Source organism: Bradyrhizobium sp. CCBAU 051011 (genome assembly GCF_009930815.1).
Taxonomy (GTDB): Bacteria; Pseudomonadota; Alphaproteobacteria; order Rhizobiales; family Xanthobacteraceae; genus Bradyrhizobium.
In genome coordinates this window covers 7,951,198-7,972,701 of record NZ_CP022222.1, presented here as the reverse complement: position 1 = coordinate 7,972,701, position 21,504 = coordinate 7,951,198, and the positions used below count along the sequence as shown (strand labels likewise).

Sequence of the window (21,504 nt, the reverse complement as noted above, 5' to 3'; positions counted from 1 at the left end):
GAGCCTTATTGCGACTATGATTGCTATCTTCGCTACCGGACAAAGAGTCTGTTTGCGCCATCGCTCGCTGTCGCGCGGGCCATGGACTCGAGCTTGGGTAGTTGGCGCACCTCGAAAACCTCAGTTCGCTTGCTGAGCTCGCTGCCGCTTCCTATTGGTATTTGATAGTGCTCGCCAAAGCGGCGCGGGGCGAACCGATGTTGGTTGAAACTTCTAAGACCTAGCACGCGTGTGCATGCGGCGAGGCTAATTGCTCCGACAGCGAATTCCAGAGTTGAACCGCTAACGGTGTCGCCATCCGCAACGACTGTTGAATACCTTCAGACCAGTTGAATTTGGTTAAGAAGTTCTGCGGTTTTGAAGATGATTTCCTTGGGGCTGGAGGACATTGATCGGCATGTGCGGGATTGTCGGCATTTTGGGGCGCGGCCCAGTGGCGGGGCAGCTTGTCGAGTCACTCAAACGACTGGAATATCGTGGCTACGACTCCGCAGGCGTCGCGACGCTTGAAGGGGACCATCTCGAGCGACGGCGTGCCGAAGGCAAGCTGAAAAATCTCAAGGCGCGGCTGCACGGCGATCTGCTATCTGGTCATACAGGTATCGGTCATACGCGCTGGGCTACCCATGGCAAGCCGACTGAGCGCAATGCCCATCCGCATATGACGGACAATGTCGCCGTCGTCCATAACGGGATCATCGAGAATTTCCGCGAGCTGCGCGCTGAGCTAGAGCAGAATGGCGCTATCTTCGCCTCGGAGACCGATACCGAGGTGGTGGCGCATCTCGTCGAATCCTATCTAAAGCATGGCTACTCACCGCAGGGCGCAGTGAAAGCGTTGCTGCCGCGGCTGCGCGGCGCGTTCGCGCTGGCATTTCTTTTCAAAGGTCATAACGATCTCATGATCGGCGCGCGCAGAGGTTCGCCGCTCGCGATCGGGCATGGCGACGGCGAAATGTATTTAGGATCGGATGCGATCGCGCTCGCGCCGTTTACCGATACAATCACCTATCTTGAAGACGGCGACTGGGTCGTGCTTACCCGTACGATCTGCGTCATCTATGATTCGAAAGGCGCCGTAGCCCACCGGGAAATGCTGAAGCCCGGCGCGTCATCGCTCCTGGTAGACAAAGCGAACTATCGCCACTTCATGGCCAAGGAAATTCACGAACAGCCGGAAGTGGTCGGGCAGACGCTGGCGCGTTATGTTGATGTGGCCGCCAAGCGCATCGCGCTGCCGTTCGAATTGCCATTCGACTTCAATGACATTAGGCGCATCTCGATTACGGCTTGCGGTACCGCAAGCTATGCCGGGCACGTTGCCAAGTATTGGTTCGAGCGGCTGGCGCGTATGCCGGTCGAGATCGATGTCGCCTCTGAACTCCGCTACCGAGACGCGCCTTTGCGCAAGGGGGATCTCGCGATCGTCATCTCGCAGTCCGGCGAGACCGCCGACACGCTGGCCGCGTTGCGCTACGCCAAGGCGCAGGGTCTGCACACGATTTCCGTGGTCAACGTACCGACGTCTACGATTGCGCGCGAGAGTGAAACCGTGCTGCCGACACTTGCGGGCCCGGAAATCGGCGTCGCCTCGACCAAAGCGTTCACTTGTCAGCTGATGGTAATGGCCGCCCTTGCTATCGCCGCAGGCAAAGGGCGCGGAGAATTGTCCGATATCGATGAATTGAAGATCGTGGGTGAGCTAAGCGAAGTTCCGCGGCTGATCACTGCGGCGTTCGCGATCGAACCGCAGATCGAGGAGCTCGCGCGCGATATCGCCAAATCGCGCGCTGTGCTCTATCTCGGCCGCGGCACGTCGTTCCCCTTGGCGCTAGAGGGCGCGCTCAAGCTGAAGGAAGTCTCCTATATCCACGCCGAAGGCTATGCCGCCGGCGAGCTCAAGCACGGCCCGATTGCGCTGATTGACGAGAGCATGCCGGTGGTGGTGATCGCTCCTTACGACCGGGTTTTCGAAAAGACCGTCTCAAACATGCAGGAAGTCGCCGCTCGTGGTGGCAACATCATCCTGATGACGGATGCGACAGGGGCTTCGGAAGCGACGATAGATTCGCTCGTGACCATTGTGCTGCCAGACATGGCTGCAACCTTTACACCCATGGTCTATGCCATTGCGGTGCAGCTCTTGGCCTACCATACCGCTGTCGTAATGGGAGCGGACGTCGATCAGCCACGCAATCTCGCGAAATCGGTGACCGTAGAATAGGCGGGCAGGGCCAAAGTCGCGGTGGTCGTGGGCCTCCAGCCAATAGGCCTTCGTGTTTGGTATGTCCGTTCTGTGGAAGCCAAAACCGAGCAGATCCTCAATTTCTCTCCTATCCATGTTGATGCCGATCGTCGTTGCTGCATGCCTCCGTACCGCCTTCGGACATAAATGGTTCGCATCTCAAAACGCGATAATGACTTCAAACGTATAACTGGAGTTCAGCTCCCGAACCGGCCTTCTCAAGGTCGATCTATAGGAACTTTGTCTGGCGTGCATAAGTAACTAAAGGTCCGCTTGAATTAGCCGGCTAAGACCACCGGCGGGCGCTGCTGATCCGGCTGGCCCGCGCGCAGAATTCGGCGAGATAGCCGTCCAGGCCCCACCGCAAGTGCGGCTTCTTGAGCTCTTACTTATGTTCGTCGTTATGTTCGGTTGTTGGGCCCGACCACTCCATCGCTGGCTGTTTCCCATCGGCGGCGGCCATGTTCGATATCTGCGATGAGCATGATCGGTATCGAAGTGTGCAAATCCTTTTACAAGTGCCGCGATCCACGCTGGAAGGTGCGGCATCCATCGTTCTTATCTCTGCGAAGAAACAAGGGAATTTTCCGAACTATCTAAGGTGGAAGGCATTTGCTCATAAACTACCGCTTCGCCGCGATTCACACAGACACATTCTGCCGATGGCGCGATTTGAGCGACTCACGCTAAAGCGTGATGAAATTAGCTTCGATAGCCTGAGTTTTTGAGATAGTTCGCGCATTCTTCGGGTGTGAAGGTGTGAAGGACCTCGCCGATGGCGGCGCAGACTGCATCGACGGTTCGTGTGGCAGCCTTTCGGAGCAAATGTTTGAGCTTGGCAAAGACTTGTTCGATCGGGTTCAGGTCGGGTGAGTATTTTGGCAAGAAGAACAGCTTGGCTCCTGCGGAGCGGATGAGCTGGCGCACGGCTTCTGTGGCTGCCGAGGTTGTCCATGATGACGATATCGCCGGGACGAAGCGTCGGCAGAAGAACCTTAGCCACATAGGTCCGAAAGCTCTCGCCGTCGATCGGTCCCTCGATGAACCACGGCGCATCGATCCGATCACGGCGCAATGCCGCCAGGAAGGTCATGGTCTTCCAGCGGCCGTGGGGAACCTTGGTAGGGAGTCTGTGTCCGCGCGGCGCCCATCCTCGCAGGGGCGCCATGTCTGTCCTGGTCCAGGTCTCGTCGATGAAGACCAGCCGCTCAGCTTCGACGCGGTCCTGATACTTTGTCCATTGGACGCGCCGCCGCGCCACGTCGGGACGATCGCGTTCGCCAGCCACCACGCTTTTTTTTGAAGCTGAGCTTGTCGGCATGCACGAAATCCCACACCGAGTGGTAGTCGACCTTCAGGCCGCGCCCGGCAAGTTCGGCAACGAGCCCGCGCAGGGTGAAGTCGTCGTTCTTGATCCGCTGCGACAGCCAAACCGAGTGTTCACCCGAAATCGTCTTCGGCTTGTGACCGCCCATCTGCCCCGGAGCAACGCTGCCGGTCTCATCGAGCCGCTGCATCCAGCCAATGGCCGTGCTGATCGCGACCCCAAACTGCTTGGCTGCCTGATTGCGGGACATACCGCCCTCAATCGCCGCCACCACGCGCTTCCGAAGGTCGAGAGAGTAAGGCTTGCCCATCCATGCCGGCCTCCTGCCCAGCCGGCATGGTGAATCAGAAACAAGCTGATTTGGGAATCCCAAATCGATTCAACCTAACCCCATCCCGCTTTAGGCTATTATCTTCCAACAATCCCAATGCGAGGGAGAAACGAAATGGTTGCTGCCGCACGCGAACTGCCCACGCCAGGCTACGCGCTTGAAGTGGATGGTCGATTGAAAGCCGAATTTGTCAGCAGAGACGGAGCAAAGTCAGGGGCAGAAGTGATCTTCCCCCGAAAAAATGGACAGGGTTAAGCTGCTTTTAGCTCCATCTCGATCGGGCTGATAAAGCCGATGGCGGAGTGACGACGAGTCCGATTGTAGAAGCCCTCGATATAGGCAAAGATATCCCGTGTGGCTTCTGCCCGTGTTGCATAGTGCCTGTGGTGGACGAGCTCCGTCTTGAGCGTGTGAAAGAAGCTCTCCATCGGAGCATTGTCATAGCAGTCGCCCTTGCGGCTCATTGACGCCCTGAGGCCGGCGGATTGCATCAGCTTGCGGTAATCCGCCGAGGCATATTGAACGCCGCGATCGGAATGGTGGATCAGGCCGGCACTTGACCGCTGCGCCGAGATCGCCATCCGCAAAGCCGCCAAGGGCAGGTCGGCGCGCAAATGATCCGCCATCGCCCAGCCGACAATCCTGCGGCTGTACAGATCCATGACGGCGGCCAGATAGAGCCAACCCGGATCGGTCTCGATGTAGGTGATATCGGCCAGCCAGATCTGGTTCCGAGCAGTGGCGATGAAGTTGCGGTCGAGCAGATTCGGGGCGATCGGCAGGTCGTGGCGGCTGTCGGTGGTCCGCACCCGGCGTGGCCGCGCCATGATGGCCCTGATGCCGTGACGCCGCATCAACCGCTCGATGCGACCACGGCTCGCCCCGCGGCCCTGAGCCTTCAACTCGACATGGATACGCGGGCTGCCATAACGCCCGCGGGTGTCGCGGTGGACCCGCCTGATGTCGTCGACGAGGTCACGATTGGCAGCAGATCGTCGGCTCTCCGGGCGCGAGCGCCAGGCATAATAGCCGGCCGGCGAGACGCCGAGCACGTCGCACAGGAGCGTCACCGGATAGTCGGCGCGGCGATCTTCGATGAAGCGGAATCTCATGTCCGTGTTCCAGCAAAGATCGCGATCGACTTTTTTAAAATGTCGCGCTCCATGCGCAGCCGCTCGTTCTCTCGCTGCAAACGCGCGATCTCTGCCGCGTGGTCCGCCGACGGCAGCGTCGCCTGCGTTGTGGGGCGCCGCGTCGCCGCCGTCGGCTCCAGCCGAGCCCCTCGCTGCTCCATCCACCGCCGCAGCACGGAATCGCGCAGCCCAAGCTCCTTGGCAACAGATCCGATCGAGCGCCCGCTCGACGCTACGAGATCAACCGCTTGCCGCTTGTAGTCGTCCGTAAACGACCGACGTTGACGTCCTTCCATCCGACACCTCCTGGCTCTTCGAGCCTACTACAGGTGTCCATCAATTCGGAGGAGGTTCAAAGATCTGAAGAAGCGCTTTCCAATGCTTCAGATCAGAATTTACGATGCGCAGACGATGACTCGAGAAGAGGTATCGGCTCCGCGCGCTTAGGTGCTCATCGAAAGGATTTTGATGTGCGCGCGGCAGGGACTAAGCCGCACAACGATTCGAACCTAAGCCTGTCCCTGGCGGTAGCTCGTGATGAGCTGTCCAAGCCATTGAGCGGCAGTCGATTTTGTAGCGGCGTGAGGTTTGACATTACACGCTTTTCGGGTTTGAAGGCCGGAAAGCTTGCGATTTTCATTTTTGCGATTCCAGCGAATAGCGGGTCGTGATTCCGTGGTCGCATCGGAGCAGAAGATAGCGACCCAAGGAACGATGGGACGACGGACAGGTCGATCCTCTGCGCTCGCGGCTGGGCGCATCATCCACATGAAGCATGCTGGTGACGTTTGCGTGCACGATCTATTGGTCGTTCCTCGAGGAACGGTTCGGCGGTTTACCAGGACAAGCCGGGCCGACGACCGCTGCTGACGCGGCTGACTTGCCGTCCTCAAGCCCACCCACGACCTTTCCGATGAAGGGCTGTGGGAGTGCTGGATGAGAAAGTCCTATTACCAGTTCTTCTGCGGCGAGGAGTTCTTCCAGAACCGCCTGGTGTTCGATCGTCCCCCGCTGACGCGCTACGACGAATGGTTTTCGACAAAGGCTATCGCGGCTACAATGCGCCAGCCGATTACACATTCAGGGCGTTTGGCCCGAGGCGGCGGGTGACGCCACACGCGAGCTGCGCGGCCGCTCAGTCGTCGAACCGGCCGTCGGCAATCTCAAGTCCGAACACCGGTTGGGCCGCAACTATTTCTGGCACCGCTAGGGCGATGCCACCAATGCCATCCTCGCCCGCCGCCGGCTACAACTTCCGCCGTCTCCTCCGCTGGCTGCAGCTCTGTTGCGCCAAACCCTCGTCCAGCTCATTCTCCGCCTTCAGCTTGTCCCGAACTGAAATCCGGGTTCTTTACGGACGACTCTCTATCCACTTGTCTCGTCCTGTACGGATTCCAGCCGGTCCCCATTCGATATGCGCTTGCCCGGCACCGGATACAGGGCCGGGTAAACGCGAGCATCCGGAGCGTGGTGTGGGGCTGGCGCCACTGGGCGCGCTGGTCGGCGGCGGCGGGTGCTGCCATTGGGCCTGCGTGCCACGTTGCTGGCCAGCAGCGTGCTGGGTGCGGCGCTGGTGCTGTGGTTGGCGGTCGCCGCTGCGACACACGCACAGTTTGCGTCTCTAACCGGCAGACGGGACCGCTTATGGTGATCAAAACATTGGACTAGCTTGGCCTTCACCGCTGACTAAATCCCTTGGCCAACCAAAGGGACTGACACAGTGCCACGCACACCACCGCGACCCGGTGAGAAGCGCCGCCAAGCTCATGCCTCCAGCGCTGAGCGCCTGCGCGACCAGCACCGGCCCGAGGCCGATCGCACGTCCCGCCCACGGTGCGGTGACCGCGCCGACGGCGCCACCGAGTGCACCGATACCGAGCATTATGCCTACGGGTCCCGTCTTCCAAACCCAGATCTTTCGTCAGGTGCAGCAGGAAAGCCGCCGAATGTGCGGTACCAAAAGATGAAGGTGCCAGTGGCCAACGTGACTGCCTGCAGAATCGGGTGCCGAACACACTGGTTAGCCCTCAGCCATTTGGCCGAGTAGCTGGTCGACGCGACCGCTGATCGCGCGGCCGCGCGCATCGGCACGAGCGTCAGCAATGCAGCGGCGAGCAGGAACGAGGCCGAGTCGGCCAGGATCGCAGTCGGCGCGGAGAACGCGCTCACCAGCCAGCCGGCTAGGAGCGGACCGCTGCCAATGCGCGCGCCTGCGGAGCTCAACAAACTCTGCGCCTGGACCAGCCGAGTCTGGTGCACCAGGGTTGGTACGCACGCCAGATAAGCCAGCTCGGCGATTACCGCCGCCACCCCGACCAGCGCCGTCGCCGTACACAGCTGGACCATCGATTATCCGAGGCCCACCAGCAGCGGAATCGTGGCCAGCTTGCCGCCAAGTTGGCGATCAACAATATCCACTGGTGCGAGAGGCGATGCACGGTAACGCCGGCGAACGCGCCCGCCATCAGGTACGGCGCCAGACCGCAAGCCAGCAGCAGCCGGTCTGCACGGGTCCCGCGCCCAGCAGAGTGATCGCGGTAGGCGGCAGCGCCAGCGTGGTCACCCGGGAGGTCAGCAACGACACCGTCTGGCCACGACCTGGGCTTCGAGAAGGATGGGACTCTGGATCGCATTCACTGTCGAGACCCACCGATGGCCAAGACGAGGAGATCTCCAGAGCCAAGAGTGGCGGCCTTGATTGTCGTGACGGGTTTATAGCCGCGAGAGAGGCTCGCGGTGCCCGTCGCGGAGAATCGCGATGTTCAGGCACAATCAAGTTTCGCAGAGCAGCCCCAGCCGGACCAATTTTTATGACGAGATTACGAATAGGCTGATTGCCGAGCTAGAGGCGGGGTGCGTGCCCTGGGTCCAGCCGTGGGGAACGGCCGCGGCGAAGGCGCCGCTTGCCATGCCTTACAACGCAGCAACACATCGGCGATATAGCGGCATTAACATCCTGATCCTATGGGGCGCTGTATTCCCTTTCTGAAACGTTTTACGGTCTTCAATACCGACCAATGTGACGGGCTGCCAGCCGAGGTGTCGACTATGGCGCCTCTCCCGTTACCTCACATGATCGAGCCGCAAGTCGAAGCGCTGATTAGTGCCAGCTGCATCGATCTTCGGATCGGCGGTTACCGAGCTTTCTATTGTCCTTCTGAGGACTACGTTCAGGTGCCATTTCCGGCCGCCTACTTTGGGCCGATCAATTGGCACCGCACGGCTCTGCACGAGTTGGGTCATGCCAGCGGCCATTCCTCTCGTCTCAACCGGGATCTATCCGGAAGTTACGGCACCAAGAAATACGCCTTCGAGGAAATCATCGCGGAAATATCCGCTGCATTCTGCTGTGCTTCGCTCGGCATCGTGCCGACCGTGCGGCATGCGGACTACATTAGTTCGTGGCTTGAGGTGCTCCGCGAAGACAATCGCGCAATCGTCCGCGCCGCTTCGCAGGCCAGCAAAGTCGCGGATTATCTGCTCGCGTTCTTGCCTGATCTCGCCTTGAGCCCAGCGGAAGAACCTGCCCACGGCGAGGCCGCCTGATGCTGTTCGATTCTTCCGAACTGGCATGCCGCCTCGCGCGCGAGGCCGAGTCGGTATGCCGCCACTATCTCTCCAACGGTCGGCGCGTGGGGCGCTACTGGCTGGTCGGCGACGTCCGCAACACGCCTGGCCGCTCGATGTTCGTGCGGTTACTGAAATCTCCGAAGGGAGCTGCGGGCAAATGGACCGACGCCGCCACGGGCTAACATGGTGATCTCCTCGACATCATCCGCGAAACCTGCGGCCTCATAGAATTTCGCGGTGTCGTGAACGAGGCAACGCGCTTCCTTGAGCTGCCTCGGGCGCACCCGGATCTCCCAACGAAGCCCGTCCGCGCAACAGTAAAGGCAGGATCGCCGGAAGCGGCGCGGCGGCTGTTCGCGATATCTCGGCCGATCGACGGGACCATCGTGGAGGCGTATTTGCGCGGACGCGCCATTTTTGAGCCGCACCACGGAGCGAGCCTGCGCTTCCACCCACGCTGCTACTATCAGCTCGATGAGGACGCGCGGACCGAGATTTGGCCTGCAATGATTGCCCGCGTCACCGATCTCGATGGCCGGATGACAGGCGCGCATCGGACCTGGCTCAATCCCGAGGGTTTTGACCCGGTTAGGCTCGGCAACGCGCCGATCGACACACCACGACGGGCAATGGGCGATCTGCTCGGCAACGCAGTTCGTTTCGGTACGGCGAATGATGTGCTTGTCGCGGGCGAAGGGATCGAAACCATCCTGTCGCTGCGCAACGCACTGCCTGCCTTGCCGATGGCCGCCGCACTATCGGCCAATCACCTCGCTGCCATGCTGCTCCCGCCGACGCTGCGTCGCCTCTACATCGTCCGGGATGCGGATGCAGCGGGAGACGCAGCAACGGCCGTCCTAAGGCAGCGCTCGGAGGCTGCTGGTATCGTGGCGATCGCTTTGTCTCCTCGGTTGGGAGATTTTAATGAGGATCTCCGCACGTTCGGCATCCACGAGCTTCGAGCGGCCATGCGCATTCAGCTCGCGCCGCAGGACGTTGCCCGCTTCTTGGTGATGGCGGAGGGTTAAAGCCAGCGTTGCTGGCGCCGTCGTCACGGCAGGTCGATGGAAGGTCCATGGTGCCGGGAGAGGCCGTGCCCTGGCCTTCTAGAGGGCGATCGGACAGCAATCGGAACGGACCGCCAATGGCTGCGCCCGGCTATTTTCCGCCGGCGCTGTTCACCCCGCGAAGAAAGTTACGCGGGGGCCCGGCCACGCGCCTTTGCATCGCGAACCAAAATAGCCGGACTTCGCCATCCTCCGCTGTCGCTGCGGCCCTTCGCTTCGCTTCGGGTTCTGGTCCGTTCCGCCCGCCGTCAGGTGATCGCACGAAGGCCGCGATGGGCGCGGCCGATCCGGGCAAAGGACCTCGACCATGACATCCGATCGCAACGACCTCGATTTCGAACCAACGCACGGCTCATCCCCGATTGATCACGTCATTAGCGAACTTCAGCTCTTTGGCTACCGTGCTTTCAACGACGAGCCAGACCCGAGATCGCTTCCCGAAAGCAAGATGATCGTGGGTGCTGTCGCCGATATCTTCGACGCCCTCGTCGCAACCCTAAGCGACACTCGCCTCGACCCGGATCTCGATGACCTGCTCTGGTCGACCGTCAACCTGCACCGTGCAACAGAGCGCATTGAGCGCGAGCTCGACGACAATGAGCAAGCGCAGCGGAAGAGCCAGCGTGAGCAGGACGGCTCGGAAATCAGATCGGTCGAACTCGAGCGGCTCACGGCCGATTTGCTTTCAAGCCCGACTGGACCGAGCACGGCCAAGGCCGCACCGTTCAAGCGCAATGATGCGATGCTGGAGATCTTGCCGATCGGCGTCATGGTCTTCCCCGGCACTGGCATCCAGAGCAATCTCGCCGACAAGGCGAAACGACTCGGCATCCCGGTCTGGAAGTTTGGGGATAGCGGCGCGTGAGCGGCGTCCATGCCGATTTCGAAATCTCCCTGCATAGGGTAAGCGTCGTAACCGACGCAATCGCGCCACCCGGGCACATTCGCCACCTCGAAGCGGTTAGACAGTGAGCCTATTTCCGGCTTTGGTGTGGAACCTCGCGTCCAGGTCATGGTGAACGCGCGAATGGCTCTCGGACTTCGTCAATACCTTCGCATCGGGTATTCTGCTCCGATCTTTGCTCTCGCCTAGACGCCCTTCCATTCCTAGTTAGGTTCACTGCCGGCGTGATGGATTTCCTAGTGCGCGGGCGCCATCGGTTGCGTTGCTCGTCGGCATCGCTGCCGCCGCGCTGATGCTCCGCATCGATCAGATCACCTTTGCCATCGCGCGGTCATTCGTCTTGCGCGCCGCCATGGCGGCAGTCTTTGCCACGCCGGCGGCCGTTGCTGGTTTTCATGTGATTCTTGGATATCGGACGTTGGGGTGCCCATCCTCGCTTGGTGCGGTGACACGGAATCGGGCGCGTATGACCGTATTGGCCGAGCTTGGCCCGCTTCAGTCAGTCAGGGAAGGGCGAACCGAACGTCAACCAGTTCTCGCGGCCAGGACGGCTATAGCCCTTCGGCTCGGCGCCCAGGGTTCTCTTCAATCGTTAGGCGCGTCGAGATCGCCAAGAACGGGTATCGCAGCGAGAGGCGGTCTCCTCAGAGCACTTCACGGCCGTTATGTCGATCATTCGCCTGGTAGTGTCGGCGCGGGCGTTCTCTAACGGCTATTTCGGCGGCCGACGCCCGAATTCTCCCGCACGTTTGTTCCTTTCTTCGCTGAACCGCTAGACCTTTTGTACAGGACAACCAATGTCCGCCGCCCCGTCTCCTTAAGGCTTTTCAGCGCATGGACGCACCTTGCCTCTTGATGGCTTGATCTGGCCGAAGACCGGCTCCGCCTCGATCGTCTGAGCCGCAACGCCGCCGTTAAGACTTTCTTCCCCTGGGCTGACGCCCATTCCTCGCGAGCCAAGAAAGTCTTCCGGCTAGCGTCCTCCGCTGCGCTCCGGCCCGCGAGCGGATGCGTCGCCGATCGTCATTCGGCCTCTCGATCACCATCGAGGCCGCGGTGGTCGCGGGCTCGAAAATTCAAGGAGAAGTGACATGGCTAACATCGGTTCCTTTAGGAAGGTCGGCAATGATTTTCAGGGCGAGATCGTCACCCTGAGCGTGCAGGCGAAGGGCGTCCGCATCGTCGCCGAGCCCAACCGCACAAACGAGAACGCGCCCAGCCACCGCGTCTACGTTGGCCGGGCCGAGATCGGGGCAGCCTGGTCGAAGCGCTCAGAGGAGGGCCGTGACTACCTTTCGCTCAAGCTCGATGATCCTTCGTTCAACGCGCCGATCTACGCGAACCTGTTCGAGGATGAAGACGAAGGTCATACCCTGCTCTGGTCGCGGCCGCGGAAGAGCGGCGACTGAGGTTCTCTCCACCGAGCCCCGCCCAACCCACTCGGGCGGGGCCTTTTAGCCGTGCGACGGAAGCCGTTAATCTTTTGTTTACCTGAACTTAGGCAAGCGATTCGGCGCGGCATCTCAATTCGTTCCCGCGAGATTGCCGCAGCCGAGTCGGTGAAGAGTCAACCTCATGAGCAACAAATATACTGCATCGCGATCGGCGCGACTCACCCTATTTCTCGGCCATTACAAACGCGTTCACCGCTTCACGGAGCTGACGATGGCGAGTCCGGTCATGTTGTTTCCCGATCCAGAAACGGTGACGCTAAAGCGCACCTGCCTGGCGCAAATGATTATCAGCCTTGCCGCGCTGACGTCGACTGGCGTCCTGCTAACGAAAGTCGTGACGGTGATGAATGGATTACATTAGAGCCTCGGCCAACTCAGGGCAGAGCTGGCAGAAAGGCTGTAAGAATTTGAGGGCCGGACTGCACGGTGCCCTAAGCGCCATTCGGTCCGGCCCAACCGTTGGTCGGTCCATTCAGACCAAAGCGACGTCGACCATCCAAACGTTGCCGCCGCAGGCATCGTGCTAGGAACGAGCAGAAGGTCGTTGAAGACTCACTTCTTCATCTTCTTCTTTTTGGCCTTTTTAACGGTAGTCTTCTTCGCTTTCTTGGCCATATGCCCCTCCCTTAAATCTCAAATGAGATCGCTTACTGCGCAGACCGGAATCGGCCCGCACACAAGAAATCGTACCACGGAATTTGCAAGATTGACATTGAGAGCCCGTGGGGCTACCGCGTTCGAGTGTTGCCGTGGGGCCAGTACGGGGCGAGAGAAGGGTTCTCGCAACCACGGCCGGTTGGCATTGTGTGATCCGGCGTTGGGCGATCCGCAGAGACACTAGCAGAAACTTGCGCGGCATGATCTGGACACTGGCGGATTATGGCTAGCTTGAATGCGCTTTGCGGAGTTCCAACGATGATACTCGCGAAGAGAGGCTATTCTGATTGGGCATGCGCCGACCGGGTCAGTCATCCCTCGCCCAGGCCCTTCCAATCGGGCCGCAATTGATGCCTCCTGTGATCGATTATGAAGGTTCCGGAAACTTGACGCCAGCTCATTTTGCCACCGGACGTCGTAATTGCACGCGGATGCTTGACCGAAGATGCGGCAGCCGCCAGGAGGCGCTAATAGCAAAGAGTCAAAGAGTGCAGCGCAAAATAGCCGTAACGGGATGGGCATGATCCACAGCGCTGGCGAATGTGTTTGCAAGCGAAACTGCTCCGCGGTTGCGCGATGTCCCGCTGTCCCCTGATCGGGTAAAAGCGCCCTTGAGCTACCCGAGCTATCCGTCAACCTTTCGATTGCATCCTTTCACAGACAGCACGGCATAGATGAATGAGCCGTTCCGCAATCGCCGCACAAACAGAAGAGGGGACTCCAGTCGGCGCGGTGAGACCTAGTCGTGCGTGAAGAACTTCCAAGCCATTGAGCGGGAGTCGAATTTTCTGGCGAGAGGCGTTTTGAGATTGCAAGCTTTCGGGCTTTGGGGGCCCAAAAGCTTGCAATTTTGCTTTTGAGGATTCCGTCGAATCGCGGGTCATGATTCCTTCGGTGGACCGGAGGGAACGATGAAGCCAAAGGAACGACGCGACGGCGGCCAAGCCGATCTTCTGCGCTCGCGGCTGGACGCGATCATCGACTTGAACCATGCCCTGGTAAAGCTGGCGCGGACGATCGACTGGTCGTTCCTCGAAGAGCGGTTCGGCGCGGTCTACGAGGACAAGCCGGGCCGGCCGCCGCTGCCGACACGGCTGATGGCGGGCCTGGCCATCCTCAAGCACACCTACGACCTCTCCGACGAGGTGCTATGCGAGCGCTGGGTGGAGAATCCCTATTACCAGTTCTTCTGCGGCGAGGAGTTCTTCCAGCACCGCCTGGTGTTCGACCGCTCCTCGTTGACGCGCTGGCGCCAGCGTATGGGCGAGGAGAAGCTGCAAGCCCTGCTGCAGGAGAGCCTTGCGGTCGCCACCAAGACCGAGGCGATCAAGCCGTCCGACCTCAATCGGGTCATCGTCGACACCACGGTGCAGCCCAAGAACGTGATGTTCCCAACCGATGCGCGGCTCTTGAACCGGGCCCGCGAGATCCTGGTTCGGCTAGCCAAGGGCGCCGGCATCAAGCTGCGTCAGTCCTATGGGCGAGTCGGCAAGTTTGCCCTGATCAAGCACCAGCGCTATGCCCATGCCAAGCAGTTCAAGCGCGCCAATCGGGCCTTGAGGACGCTGCGAACCTATCTCGGCCGCGTCATCCGCGACATCGCCCGCAAGCTCGACGGCAACGTCGGCTTGTTCGATGGGGTCGCGCTCGACCGCATGCTGGCGCTGGCGCGATGCGTGCTCGACCAGAAGCAGCGCCAGCGGGGCCCCAAGGTCTACTCGCTGCACGCGCCGGAGGTGGAGTGCATCGGCAAGGGCAAGGCTCACCGGCCTTACGAGTTCGGGGTCAAGGTCTCCGTCGCCACCACGCTATCGCACGCCAAAGGCGGCCAGTTCGTCACCCATGTGAAGGCGCTGCCCGGCAACCCCTATGATGGTCACACGCTCAAGCGTGATCCCGGAAATGGAGGTGCTGATCGGCAACATCATCGAGCGCCTCGTTCTCGACAAAGGCTATCGCGGCCACAATGCGCCACCCGACTACAAGTTCAGGGTGTTCATCTCAGGCCAGAAGCGGCGGGTGACGCCAAAGATCAAACGCGAGCTGCGCCGGCGTTCCGCCGTCGAGCCGGTCATCGGCCATCTCAAATCCGAGCATCGCATGGGGCGTAACTACCTGTGGCACCGCCAGGGCGATGCCGCCAATGCCGTTCTCGCCGCAGCGGGCTACAACTTCCGGCGTCTCATCCGCTGGCTCGAGCTCTTGTTGCGCCAGTTCCTCGCCCAGCTCACGGTCCGACTTCAATTCGTCCCGAGTTGAAATCCGGCGTTCTTCACGGCCGACGACCTATCTCCTGGATTGCCCCGAACGGCCCTAGGGCTTTTTGGACTTACACAGTTCAGCCGCTGACAAGAATTGTACGATGTTCGGTCAGGTAGCGAACCGGAGGTTTGCCCAAGGTCTTCCTGAACATATTGACGAAACTGCTGGCGTTTTCGTATCCGAGCTCTAGGGCGACGGTTTTTACACTTTCACCACTCGCGATTCTTTGCACTGCGAGGATTACATGAAGCTGGTGTCGCCAGCGTCCGAAACTCATCCCGATTTCTTGGAGAAGCAGGCGGCTTAAGGTGCGCTCGCTCATGCCAAGCGAACTTGCCCAGTTCGCGAACGAGGTCTTCGCACTTGGATCGGCTATCAGCATCTCCGCGAGACGCCGAAGGCGCGCCTCTCCTGGCATCGGCAGGTTCAGGCTGCTAATCGGTGCATCGGACAGCTCGTCCATCAAGGTCATCACCAGCCGGTCCTCGCGACCTCCTAGCGGGTAGCATTCCGGAAGTTGAGCCAGCTTCAGGATCAACTCCCGGACCAGGGGTGATATCGAGATGGTGCAACACGTCTTCGGGAGGCTCCTGGCGGAGTTCGGTTCGATATAGAGGCAGTGGCATTCTACGAGGCCATCGCCGCGAGCCGAATGCGCCAGTTGAGCTGGGATCCATAACGCGCATCCGGGCGGTACAAGCCAAACGGTATTGGCCGTCTCGCAGCAGAGAATACCCCGTAGCGAGTACAGCAACTGAGCCTTGCGATGCCGATGCCGACCATAGGTCCACTCATTCGATAGCATTCCGCTTCGCAGCGCAATTGTGCGGGGTACGCTATCGATGTCGGTCCCAAGGGAGGGGGAGAGCATCTCGCCGCCTTTCAGACGTCTTGTGTCGGCGGCTGGCCGCCAAGTCATTCAAAGTCGACCATCGCAAATCGACGAGAGAGCGGCCAGCCAGAACTGCGTCATTTTTGAACTAATCTAAACCAGCAGTGGCGGCTCGCTTCAGGGCCATCTAGGATGCCGACTCCTTTACAAGATGGGCAGGCGCAGCTGTAAATCGCAGTAATCGCCAAGATGCGCGAATTGCGAAAATCCCGGGCAGAGCTAGGGCAAGGACAGCTGTCGCTGCGATATGAAGGCCGTCGCGCACCCCGTCAAAGAGACCGCCTGCGACGCTGGTGACGACCAGAAAGCCACCCAGGAGGGGCGAGGCCAGATTCGCAGCTCGCCCCGAAGTGATGAGGGGAAATAGAGGGGGCACGATCCATAGCGAGCATACGACACCGAAGTACCAAAGGGCCATCGCATCGAATACCGTCGGTGCCGTACCGGAGCTGTCGATTTGGTGGTTCACGAATGTGAGGATTTGGATGGCTGCGTAGATCGTGTTTCCGAGTCCACAGAGCGTCCACAGCAACGCCGCCTTTTGACGGGCAAGTTGAACGCCGAGTTCAGCTGTCATATCAGTCATTGCGATAACCCAGTTGGAAGTGGACAGTTTTGGACTGTAGAACCAAGTTCGTGTGAGAGCGTCAGAGCCGCTCTCACAGATCCGCCCACCGTCTCAGAAGATTGTGATAGACGCCTGTAAGCATAAGGATACCTCGCGCATCGCCCGCCACGGATCTGCGCAGTTCAATAATACCCCGGTCGAGATCATAGAGCACTGTCCGAAGCCCCTCGTCGTTGATCATCGATTGGGTCCAGAAGAAGGATGACAAACGCGCACCTCGCGTAATCTCGCTCACGCGATGCAGGCTCCCCGCTGGATACAGGACCATGCTGCCGGCCGCCAACTTTACGGCGTGAACGCCGTAACTGTCTTCGATGATCAGCTCGCCACCGTCGTAGTCATCGGGTGCTGTGAGGAAGAGGGTTGAAGACAGGTCGGCGCGCATGCGAGTGCCGAGTCCAGGCGCGGCTCGCACCGCACCATCGACATGGGCATCGAAGAACATCCCGGTGTCGTATCGGTTGAAAAGGGGCGGCAGGACGCGCAAGGGCAGAGCGGCACTGTTGAATAGTGCATTCCGGCCGAGAGCTCGCAGGATGATGTCGCCGGCTTGGCGAGCCTGAGGCGACTCTTCATGAAGTTGAACATTGCGTTTGGCGAGCGATGCCAGCTCACCCGCAGTTGCCCGTCCGTCGATCCAGTCAGCGGCTTCGATGATACTGCGTACGGACTTGACTTCGTCGGCGGATAGCAGGTCTGGGATTTCGATGAGCATGTGTTTTCAGAATCTGATTGCTGCGGTGAGGGTGACGCTGCGGCCTGCAACGGGAGTCGCGTAGCCGTTACCGAAAGCAGAGCTGTAGGTCAGCTTGTTCGTAAGATTCGTGAGCTTGAGCGCGAGATGGTGTCGCTCGTTGGGATCGAAGGAGAGCATTGCGTCGATCGTGGTCGCCGCTGGGATCAGCATCGAGTTGAGGTTGTTGAGGTAATAATCCGAACGATAGTTGAGCCCGCCTCCAACAAGCATATGACCCGGCAGGTTCGGCAGCAGGGGAGCGATGTCATATGTGGTCCAGATCGCCAGGCCATGTTGCGACACGTACGGGACCCGATTGCCCGCGGCCGACACAGGCGTGAAAGGACTAATCGACGACGCGATGATCTTGCTGTCCATGTATGAATAGGACGCCTGCACATCCCAGTTCGCCGTGAGCTTGCCAGTCAAGCCGAGCTCAACCCCCTGGACTTGCACCTTGTCGTCGGTGGTCGTCTGTATTCCCGATGCCTGGTCGGTATAGGAAGCGTTGTTCTTCTCGACGCGGAACAATGCTGCCGTCAAGCCGAGGCGGTCCTCGAACAGGCCCCACTTCGCACCGAACTCGAAGGTCGTATCCGCTTCCGGCTGAAGGTTTGCAGCGCTTGGCGCCTGGGATAGGCCGAGCGATGAACTCAGCGAAGTGATGTTGTTGCCCGGCGGCGTGAATGAACGTGCATAGCTGAAGTAGTAACTTTGATGCGTGGTGGGCTCGAAGATCAGGGATGCTTTTGGGCTGGCGAACTCGGTCGTCGTCGCAAGCGGAGACGCGCCTACCTGGCCGTCGACCCGATAGTGATCCCATCGAACACCCGCAAGGATCGAGAGCATGGGCGTCAACCACATGCGGTCGCTTATAAAGGGGCCGATATCCCAGCTCGTGGCCGACAATTGATTGCCCGGCGACACCGTCAGTGCAAACCCGGGTGAGTTCGCAAACACGGGATCGAGAAGAGTCCCTGCCGGCTCGGGGCCTGAAGGAAGGTAAAAACCCGTCGTCGCGTGTTGGGAATAGACATCAAAGCCGGCGACGAGCTTGTGCCGAAACGGCCCGGTGTCAAAACGCATCGTGGCAGTCGTTACGTTTTCCCCGCCGTGACTTACCTGCTTCGTCCCGCCGACGGACCAGATTGTGTAGGGCGTCGCCAGATTGCCGGCGAGAACGTCCGTTGCGCAGCTGCTTGGAAAAGGAAAGCCGGGAGAGGCGCAGAGCGCGGGCGTAAACTTCAGATCACGTGTGTAGTAACCGACACGCGTGTCGTTCGTTAACGTGAGCCAATCGCCGAATTCGCCCTTGTAGAGAGCGGTTGCAACGTCGGCCGTCGCGCGGTCGCGATCACTTTCCCGGCCGAAATAGTTTGAGCGGGGAACTCCGTACTCCGTCACGGGCTTCCCGACGACGCCCGGCACGCTGACGATCGGAACGCCGAAATCGGGGCGTTGAACGCTGTCCTGGTGCAGATAGTTGAAGATCAGGGATTGGTCGGTGCCGAGGCCAAGTCCTAGCGAGCCGAGGAAACCGCCCCGGTTGGAATAGACATGGTCGCGATCGACAATATCCTGCCCGTTCCCCATGGCGATGATCCTCAAGGCCGTGGTGTCGTTGATCTGCCGATTGATATCGAGAATGCCGCGTCCGTAGGGTCCTGTCCCAGCCGAGGCCTCGAATGATGATTGGTTGCCGAGATGGGCTTTCTTGCTCTCAATCTCAATGACGCCGCCCGTCGTGCCATTGCCGAAGCTCTGTGACGAGGGTCCCTTCAGCACCAATACATTTTCGGTTGCAAAACTATCGCGCACATAGGAACCAAAATCGCGTAAGCCGTCGACATACACATCGCCAGAAGCGTCAAAACCCCGGATGCGGAACTGATCTCCGTTGATGCCACCATTGCCTTCTCCGGTGGCGACGGTGATCCCCGGCACATATTGCAGCACCTGATTGATGGTGGCTGCTTGCTGCTGCTCGATTACAAGGCGCGGTATGACAGTGACGGTTTGCGGCGTGCTTTGTAGAGAATCGGAAAGACGGCTGAGACCTGTGGTTCGCTGCAGCGAATTCCCAGGCGAAAGAGCCGAGGACGCAGTCTGCGGACGCGGTTCGGCCGGTTTGCTCGGATGGCTGGCCGGGACAGGCCTCGAGGCCGACTTCGAGCCGGCGTTCGACGCTCGTCGCCGCTTGGTAACAGGAGCGTCCACCTCGACTGGTGGAAGCGCTGTAGCCTTGTCCGCGGGCGCCGGCGTTGGCTGATTGTTCTGGCCTTCCGCGTTGGCGGCGGTAACGAATAGAAAGCCGTTTGCCAGGCTCGCTGCTGCCCCAAGTCCGGAAAGTGCTGGTCGCAAGGTTTGGATGATGGTCACAGAGCCCCCACTGAGCTTGATGATGTTGCGTTGGATGGTTTCGTGATGCGGCGTGAAATCGCTTCGATACGGCCGGCGAGATAACCAACAAGGCATGCGCTGATCGACGCCGGAAGACGCCGTCGCGAATCCGCACGTCCATGACCTTCCGGCTGCTTCGATCGCCTCTTGGCCCTGTCGATGTCCGAAGATGCGGCCGCTGTCTCGCGGACTGCGGAGGCATACGCGTGCACGTCGGCGGGACTGCCGGAGGCTGCTATTCGCCTGAGTGCCTCGAGGCCGTGCCGGCGTAGCGCAAGTTCGCCGCGCGCCAGCAATAGCGGTGCAATGCGCCGGCGAAAGCCGTCATCGCCGCCGGAGACCGCACGTTCCAGCCAAACATCAGCACCGGCCAGGTCACCGCCAGCGTGCAGGATCGTGGCAAGATTGTACTGGGCCCAGTGGTCGCCAAGCCCAGCTGCACGGCTGTACCAGTAGAAGGCGCCTCTCGGATCGGCCGGCACTGCCCATCCTTCTTCAAGGAATCGAGCGAGAGAATTCATTGCCTTCAGATTCGCCTTGGAGGTGCCCCCTTCAGCTGCTGCCCGAAAGAGCTCGAAACTCCGCGGCCGATCCTCCGGATTTCCGCCGCGCATCAGCATCTGCGCGAGATTGACTTGGCCCCAGACGTGGCCGGCTCGCGCGGCCGCCTCGAAAAAAATCGTCGCGAGCTTCGGATTCGGTTCGACACCCCAGCCTTGTTCGTAGCACCGGCCGACCATGTTTTGTCCGTCCAGGTCCCCGGATCGGGCGGCGCGTTCGAACCAGACGAAGGCAGCCGCCGGATCACGCGCTACCCGCGTCCCATCGAGCAGCAACTGACCCCACACGATCTGTGCGGGAATGATATCGGCCTCGGCTGCGGCCTTGATCCATTGCGTCGCATCGTGGGGATTGCTGATGAGCAAGTCCCGCAGCTGCGCCTTGGTCAAACGCTGGGCGCGAATCTGCAGGACCGGTCGGGGGAGGGTTATTGAGGCATAGGGATTTGCCAGCCTATCCGAGAGTCGCTTGGAAATACGAGTGGGCAACAGGTAGCTCGGCATCGTGTTTCGCCATTTCAGGTAGGTCGTGATCCAGCGGAATGGCTACAGCAGGGTAGTGGGACGCCGCATCGTGCAATTCGGCCAGTCCATTGTTCAATTCAGCCAGCGGCCAAGAATTCGTCCAAAATGCCACTAAGGCGCTGGCAACGCAGCATCTGGTTGCCGGTCGCAGTGATTGTCTGTTTTGGGTAACGCTTTGGCGCCTTAGATGAATGAGTTGAGGCATCATCCAAACTATCGTCACTGATCATGCGCACGCGAATTGAACCACGCTGCGCAAACTGACCGATAGGGGTGATGATGCTGTTGAATGCCGCGACTTTTCCGATTGTAAGGCTGTCTTACGATCAGGGCCTGGCAGGAACGACCGACGAGGCCTTCGCTGCTTTCGAAGCCCTCCTCGATCGTGGCACGCCGTTCGTTATCATAGGACAGGGGGCAAACGCCGACATCGACGAACACGAGCACGATCCGGATGAGCAGAGAAAGCTTGCGCTCTGGTCAAAGAAGCACAAACCGCGATTGCGCGAATTTGTGAAGGCCCTGATCTATGTTGAGCCCTCACGGGCGAAGCGGCTCGGCATGAGAGCCTTCCAGATCGTGTCAGAGAAGTTTTGGGGATACCCGATGCTGGTCGCCGCTTCAGAGGCGGAGGCGCTTGAGATGGCGAATGGGCTGCTGAAGTCCGCCTCTCCAAGCAGGCGACCGGGTGAGGCAGGCTGAAGATCTGTCCAGACGACCTGTTGTCCTCGAACGAGGAGGCCCTCTGAACTCTCGCTGCGACAGCGATTGCTCTCGAAAGCGACGTTGCTCAGCGCCGCGACCCGCTCTCAT

At 60.0% G+C, this 21,504-nt stretch carries 14 protein-coding genes and 6 pseudogenes; 11 read left to right on the top strand and 9 right to left on the bottom strand.

Going from position 1 to position 21,504, the window contains the following annotated elements; all coding sequences use genetic code 11:
- Positions 1–397 precede the first annotated feature (397 nt).
- Positions 398–2,224: a glutamine--fructose-6-phosphate transaminase (isomerizing) gene (glmS, locus tag ACH79_RS37700; protein WP_161855419.1), complete on the top strand. Its 1,827-nt coding sequence runs from the start codon at positions 398–400 to the stop codon at positions 2,222–2,224.
- 482 nt (positions 2,225–2,706) lie between these two features.
- Positions 2,707–2,973, top strand: coding sequence for a hypothetical protein (locus ACH79_RS37695; protein WP_161855418.1), 267 nt, complete (start codon positions 2,707–2,709; stop codon positions 2,971–2,973).
- Here ACH79_RS37695 and ACH79_RS37690 read toward each other — a convergent pair.
- Positions 2,948–3,882: pseudogene (locus tag ACH79_RS37690) on the bottom strand (IS630 family transposase). The gene ACH79_RS37695 and the pseudogene ACH79_RS37690 overlap by 26 nt on opposite strands.
- Before the next feature lie 135 nt (positions 3,883–4,017).
- On the opposite strand from ACH79_RS37690, the gene ACH79_RS43395 reads away from it, so the two are divergent.
- Positions 4,018–4,158 (top strand): hypothetical protein, encoded by a 141-nt coding sequence (locus ACH79_RS43395; RefSeq protein ID WP_202639115.1) that lies wholly within the window; start codon positions 4,018–4,020, stop codon positions 4,156–4,158.
- Here ACH79_RS43395 and ACH79_RS37685 read toward each other — a convergent pair.
- Positions 4,155–5,332 (bottom strand): IS3 family transposase gene (locus tag ACH79_RS37685; RefSeq protein WP_246738128.1). Its coding sequence is split into 2 segments (ribosomal slippage): positions 4,155–5,035 and positions 5,035–5,332, totalling 1,179 coding nucleotides; the frame shifts between segments, so codons are not numbered across the junction. The two genes, ACH79_RS43395 and ACH79_RS37685, sit on opposite strands and share 4 nt — an antisense overlap.
- 640 nt (positions 5,333–5,972) lie before the next feature.
- On the opposite strand from ACH79_RS37685, the gene ACH79_RS37680 reads away from it, so the two are divergent.
- The gene (locus tag ACH79_RS37680; protein ID WP_161855417.1) at positions 5,973–6,146 is read left to right on the top strand and encodes a hypothetical protein; all 174 of its coding nucleotides are present in this window, start codon (positions 5,973–5,975) and stop codon (positions 6,144–6,146) included.
- Positions 6,147–6,923: 777 nt separating this feature from the next.
- On the opposite strand, the gene ACH79_RS37675 is transcribed toward ACH79_RS37680, so the two are convergent.
- A complete protein-coding gene (locus ACH79_RS37675) occupies positions 6,924–7,382 on the bottom strand; it encodes an MFS transporter (protein ID WP_161855416.1) in 459 nt (152 codons plus the stop codon).
- Between the two features lie 412 nt (positions 7,383–7,794).
- On the opposite strand from ACH79_RS37675, the pseudogene ACH79_RS37670 reads away from it, so the two are divergent.
- From ACH79_RS37670 to ACH79_RS37645, 6 genes and pseudogenes are all read left to right on the top strand, one after another.
- Positions 7,795–8,582, top strand: a pseudogene (locus ACH79_RS37670) (ArdC family protein).
- Positions 8,582–9,634, top strand: a pseudogene (locus ACH79_RS37665) (toprim domain-containing protein). The pseudogenes ACH79_RS37670 and ACH79_RS37665 overlap by 1 nt, the downstream one beginning before the upstream one ends.
- Positions 9,635–9,980: 346 nt before the next feature.
- Positions 9,981–10,538 (top strand): annotated as a pseudogene (locus ACH79_RS37660) (hypothetical protein).
- Positions 10,539–11,668: 1,130 nt separating this feature from the next.
- Complete coding sequence (locus ACH79_RS37655; protein WP_161855414.1) at positions 11,669–11,986, top strand: DUF736 domain-containing protein; 318 nt, start codon at positions 11,669–11,671, stop codon at positions 11,984–11,986.
- A gap of 166 nt (positions 11,987–12,152) precedes the next feature.
- A complete protein-coding gene (locus ACH79_RS37650) occupies positions 12,153–12,392 on the top strand; it encodes a hypothetical protein (RefSeq protein WP_161855413.1) in 240 nt (79 codons plus the stop codon).
- 1,207 nt (positions 12,393–13,599) lie between these two features.
- Positions 13,600–14,947: pseudogene (locus tag ACH79_RS37645) on the top strand (IS5 family transposase).
- Between the two features lie 79 nt (positions 14,948–15,026).
- On the opposite strand, the gene ACH79_RS44490 reads toward ACH79_RS37645, so the two are convergent.
- The 6 genes and pseudogenes from ACH79_RS44490 to ACH79_RS37620 all read right to left on the bottom strand — a co-directional run bounded on the left by ACH79_RS44490 (position 15,027) and on the right by ACH79_RS37620 (position 20,670).
- Positions 15,027–15,488, bottom strand: a complete 462-nt coding sequence (locus ACH79_RS44490; protein ID WP_246738291.1) for a helix-turn-helix domain-containing protein — start codon at positions 15,486–15,488, stop codon at positions 15,027–15,029.
- Positions 15,489–15,587: 99 nt separating this feature from the next.
- Positions 15,588–15,755, bottom strand: a pseudogene (locus tag ACH79_RS45290) (AraC family ligand binding domain-containing protein); the annotation flags it as partial.
- A gap of 214 nt (positions 15,756–15,969) precedes the next feature.
- Positions 15,970–16,428 carry a hypothetical protein gene (locus tag ACH79_RS37635; protein WP_161855411.1) on the bottom strand — a complete coding sequence of 153 codons (459 nt, stop codon included), beginning with the start codon at positions 16,426–16,428 and terminating at the stop codon, positions 15,970–15,972.
- A 73-nt stretch (positions 16,429–16,501) separates the two neighbouring features.
- Positions 16,502–17,185 (bottom strand): Fe2+-dependent dioxygenase, encoded by a 684-nt coding sequence (locus ACH79_RS37630; RefSeq protein ID WP_161855410.1) that lies wholly within the window; start codon positions 17,183–17,185, stop codon positions 16,502–16,504.
- Between the two features lie 6 nt (positions 17,186–17,191).
- Positions 17,192–19,585, bottom strand: a complete 2,394-nt coding sequence (locus ACH79_RS37625; protein ID WP_246738290.1) for a TonB-dependent siderophore receptor — start codon at positions 19,583–19,585, stop codon at positions 17,192–17,194.
- Positions 19,582–20,670 (bottom strand): tetratricopeptide repeat protein, encoded by a 1,089-nt coding sequence (locus ACH79_RS37620; RefSeq protein ID WP_161855408.1) that lies wholly within the window; start codon positions 20,668–20,670, stop codon positions 19,582–19,584. Before ACH79_RS37620 ends, ACH79_RS37625 begins: the two co-directional genes overlap by 4 nt.
- Positions 20,671–20,967: 297 nt before the next feature.
- Between ACH79_RS37620 and ACH79_RS37615 the strand changes: the two genes are divergently transcribed.
- Positions 20,968–21,393 carry a hypothetical protein gene (locus tag ACH79_RS37615; RefSeq protein WP_202639113.1) on the top strand — a complete coding sequence of 142 codons (426 nt, stop codon included), beginning with the start codon at positions 20,968–20,970 and terminating at the stop codon, positions 21,391–21,393.
- The last annotated feature ends 111 nt before the right edge of the window (positions 21,394–21,504 follow it).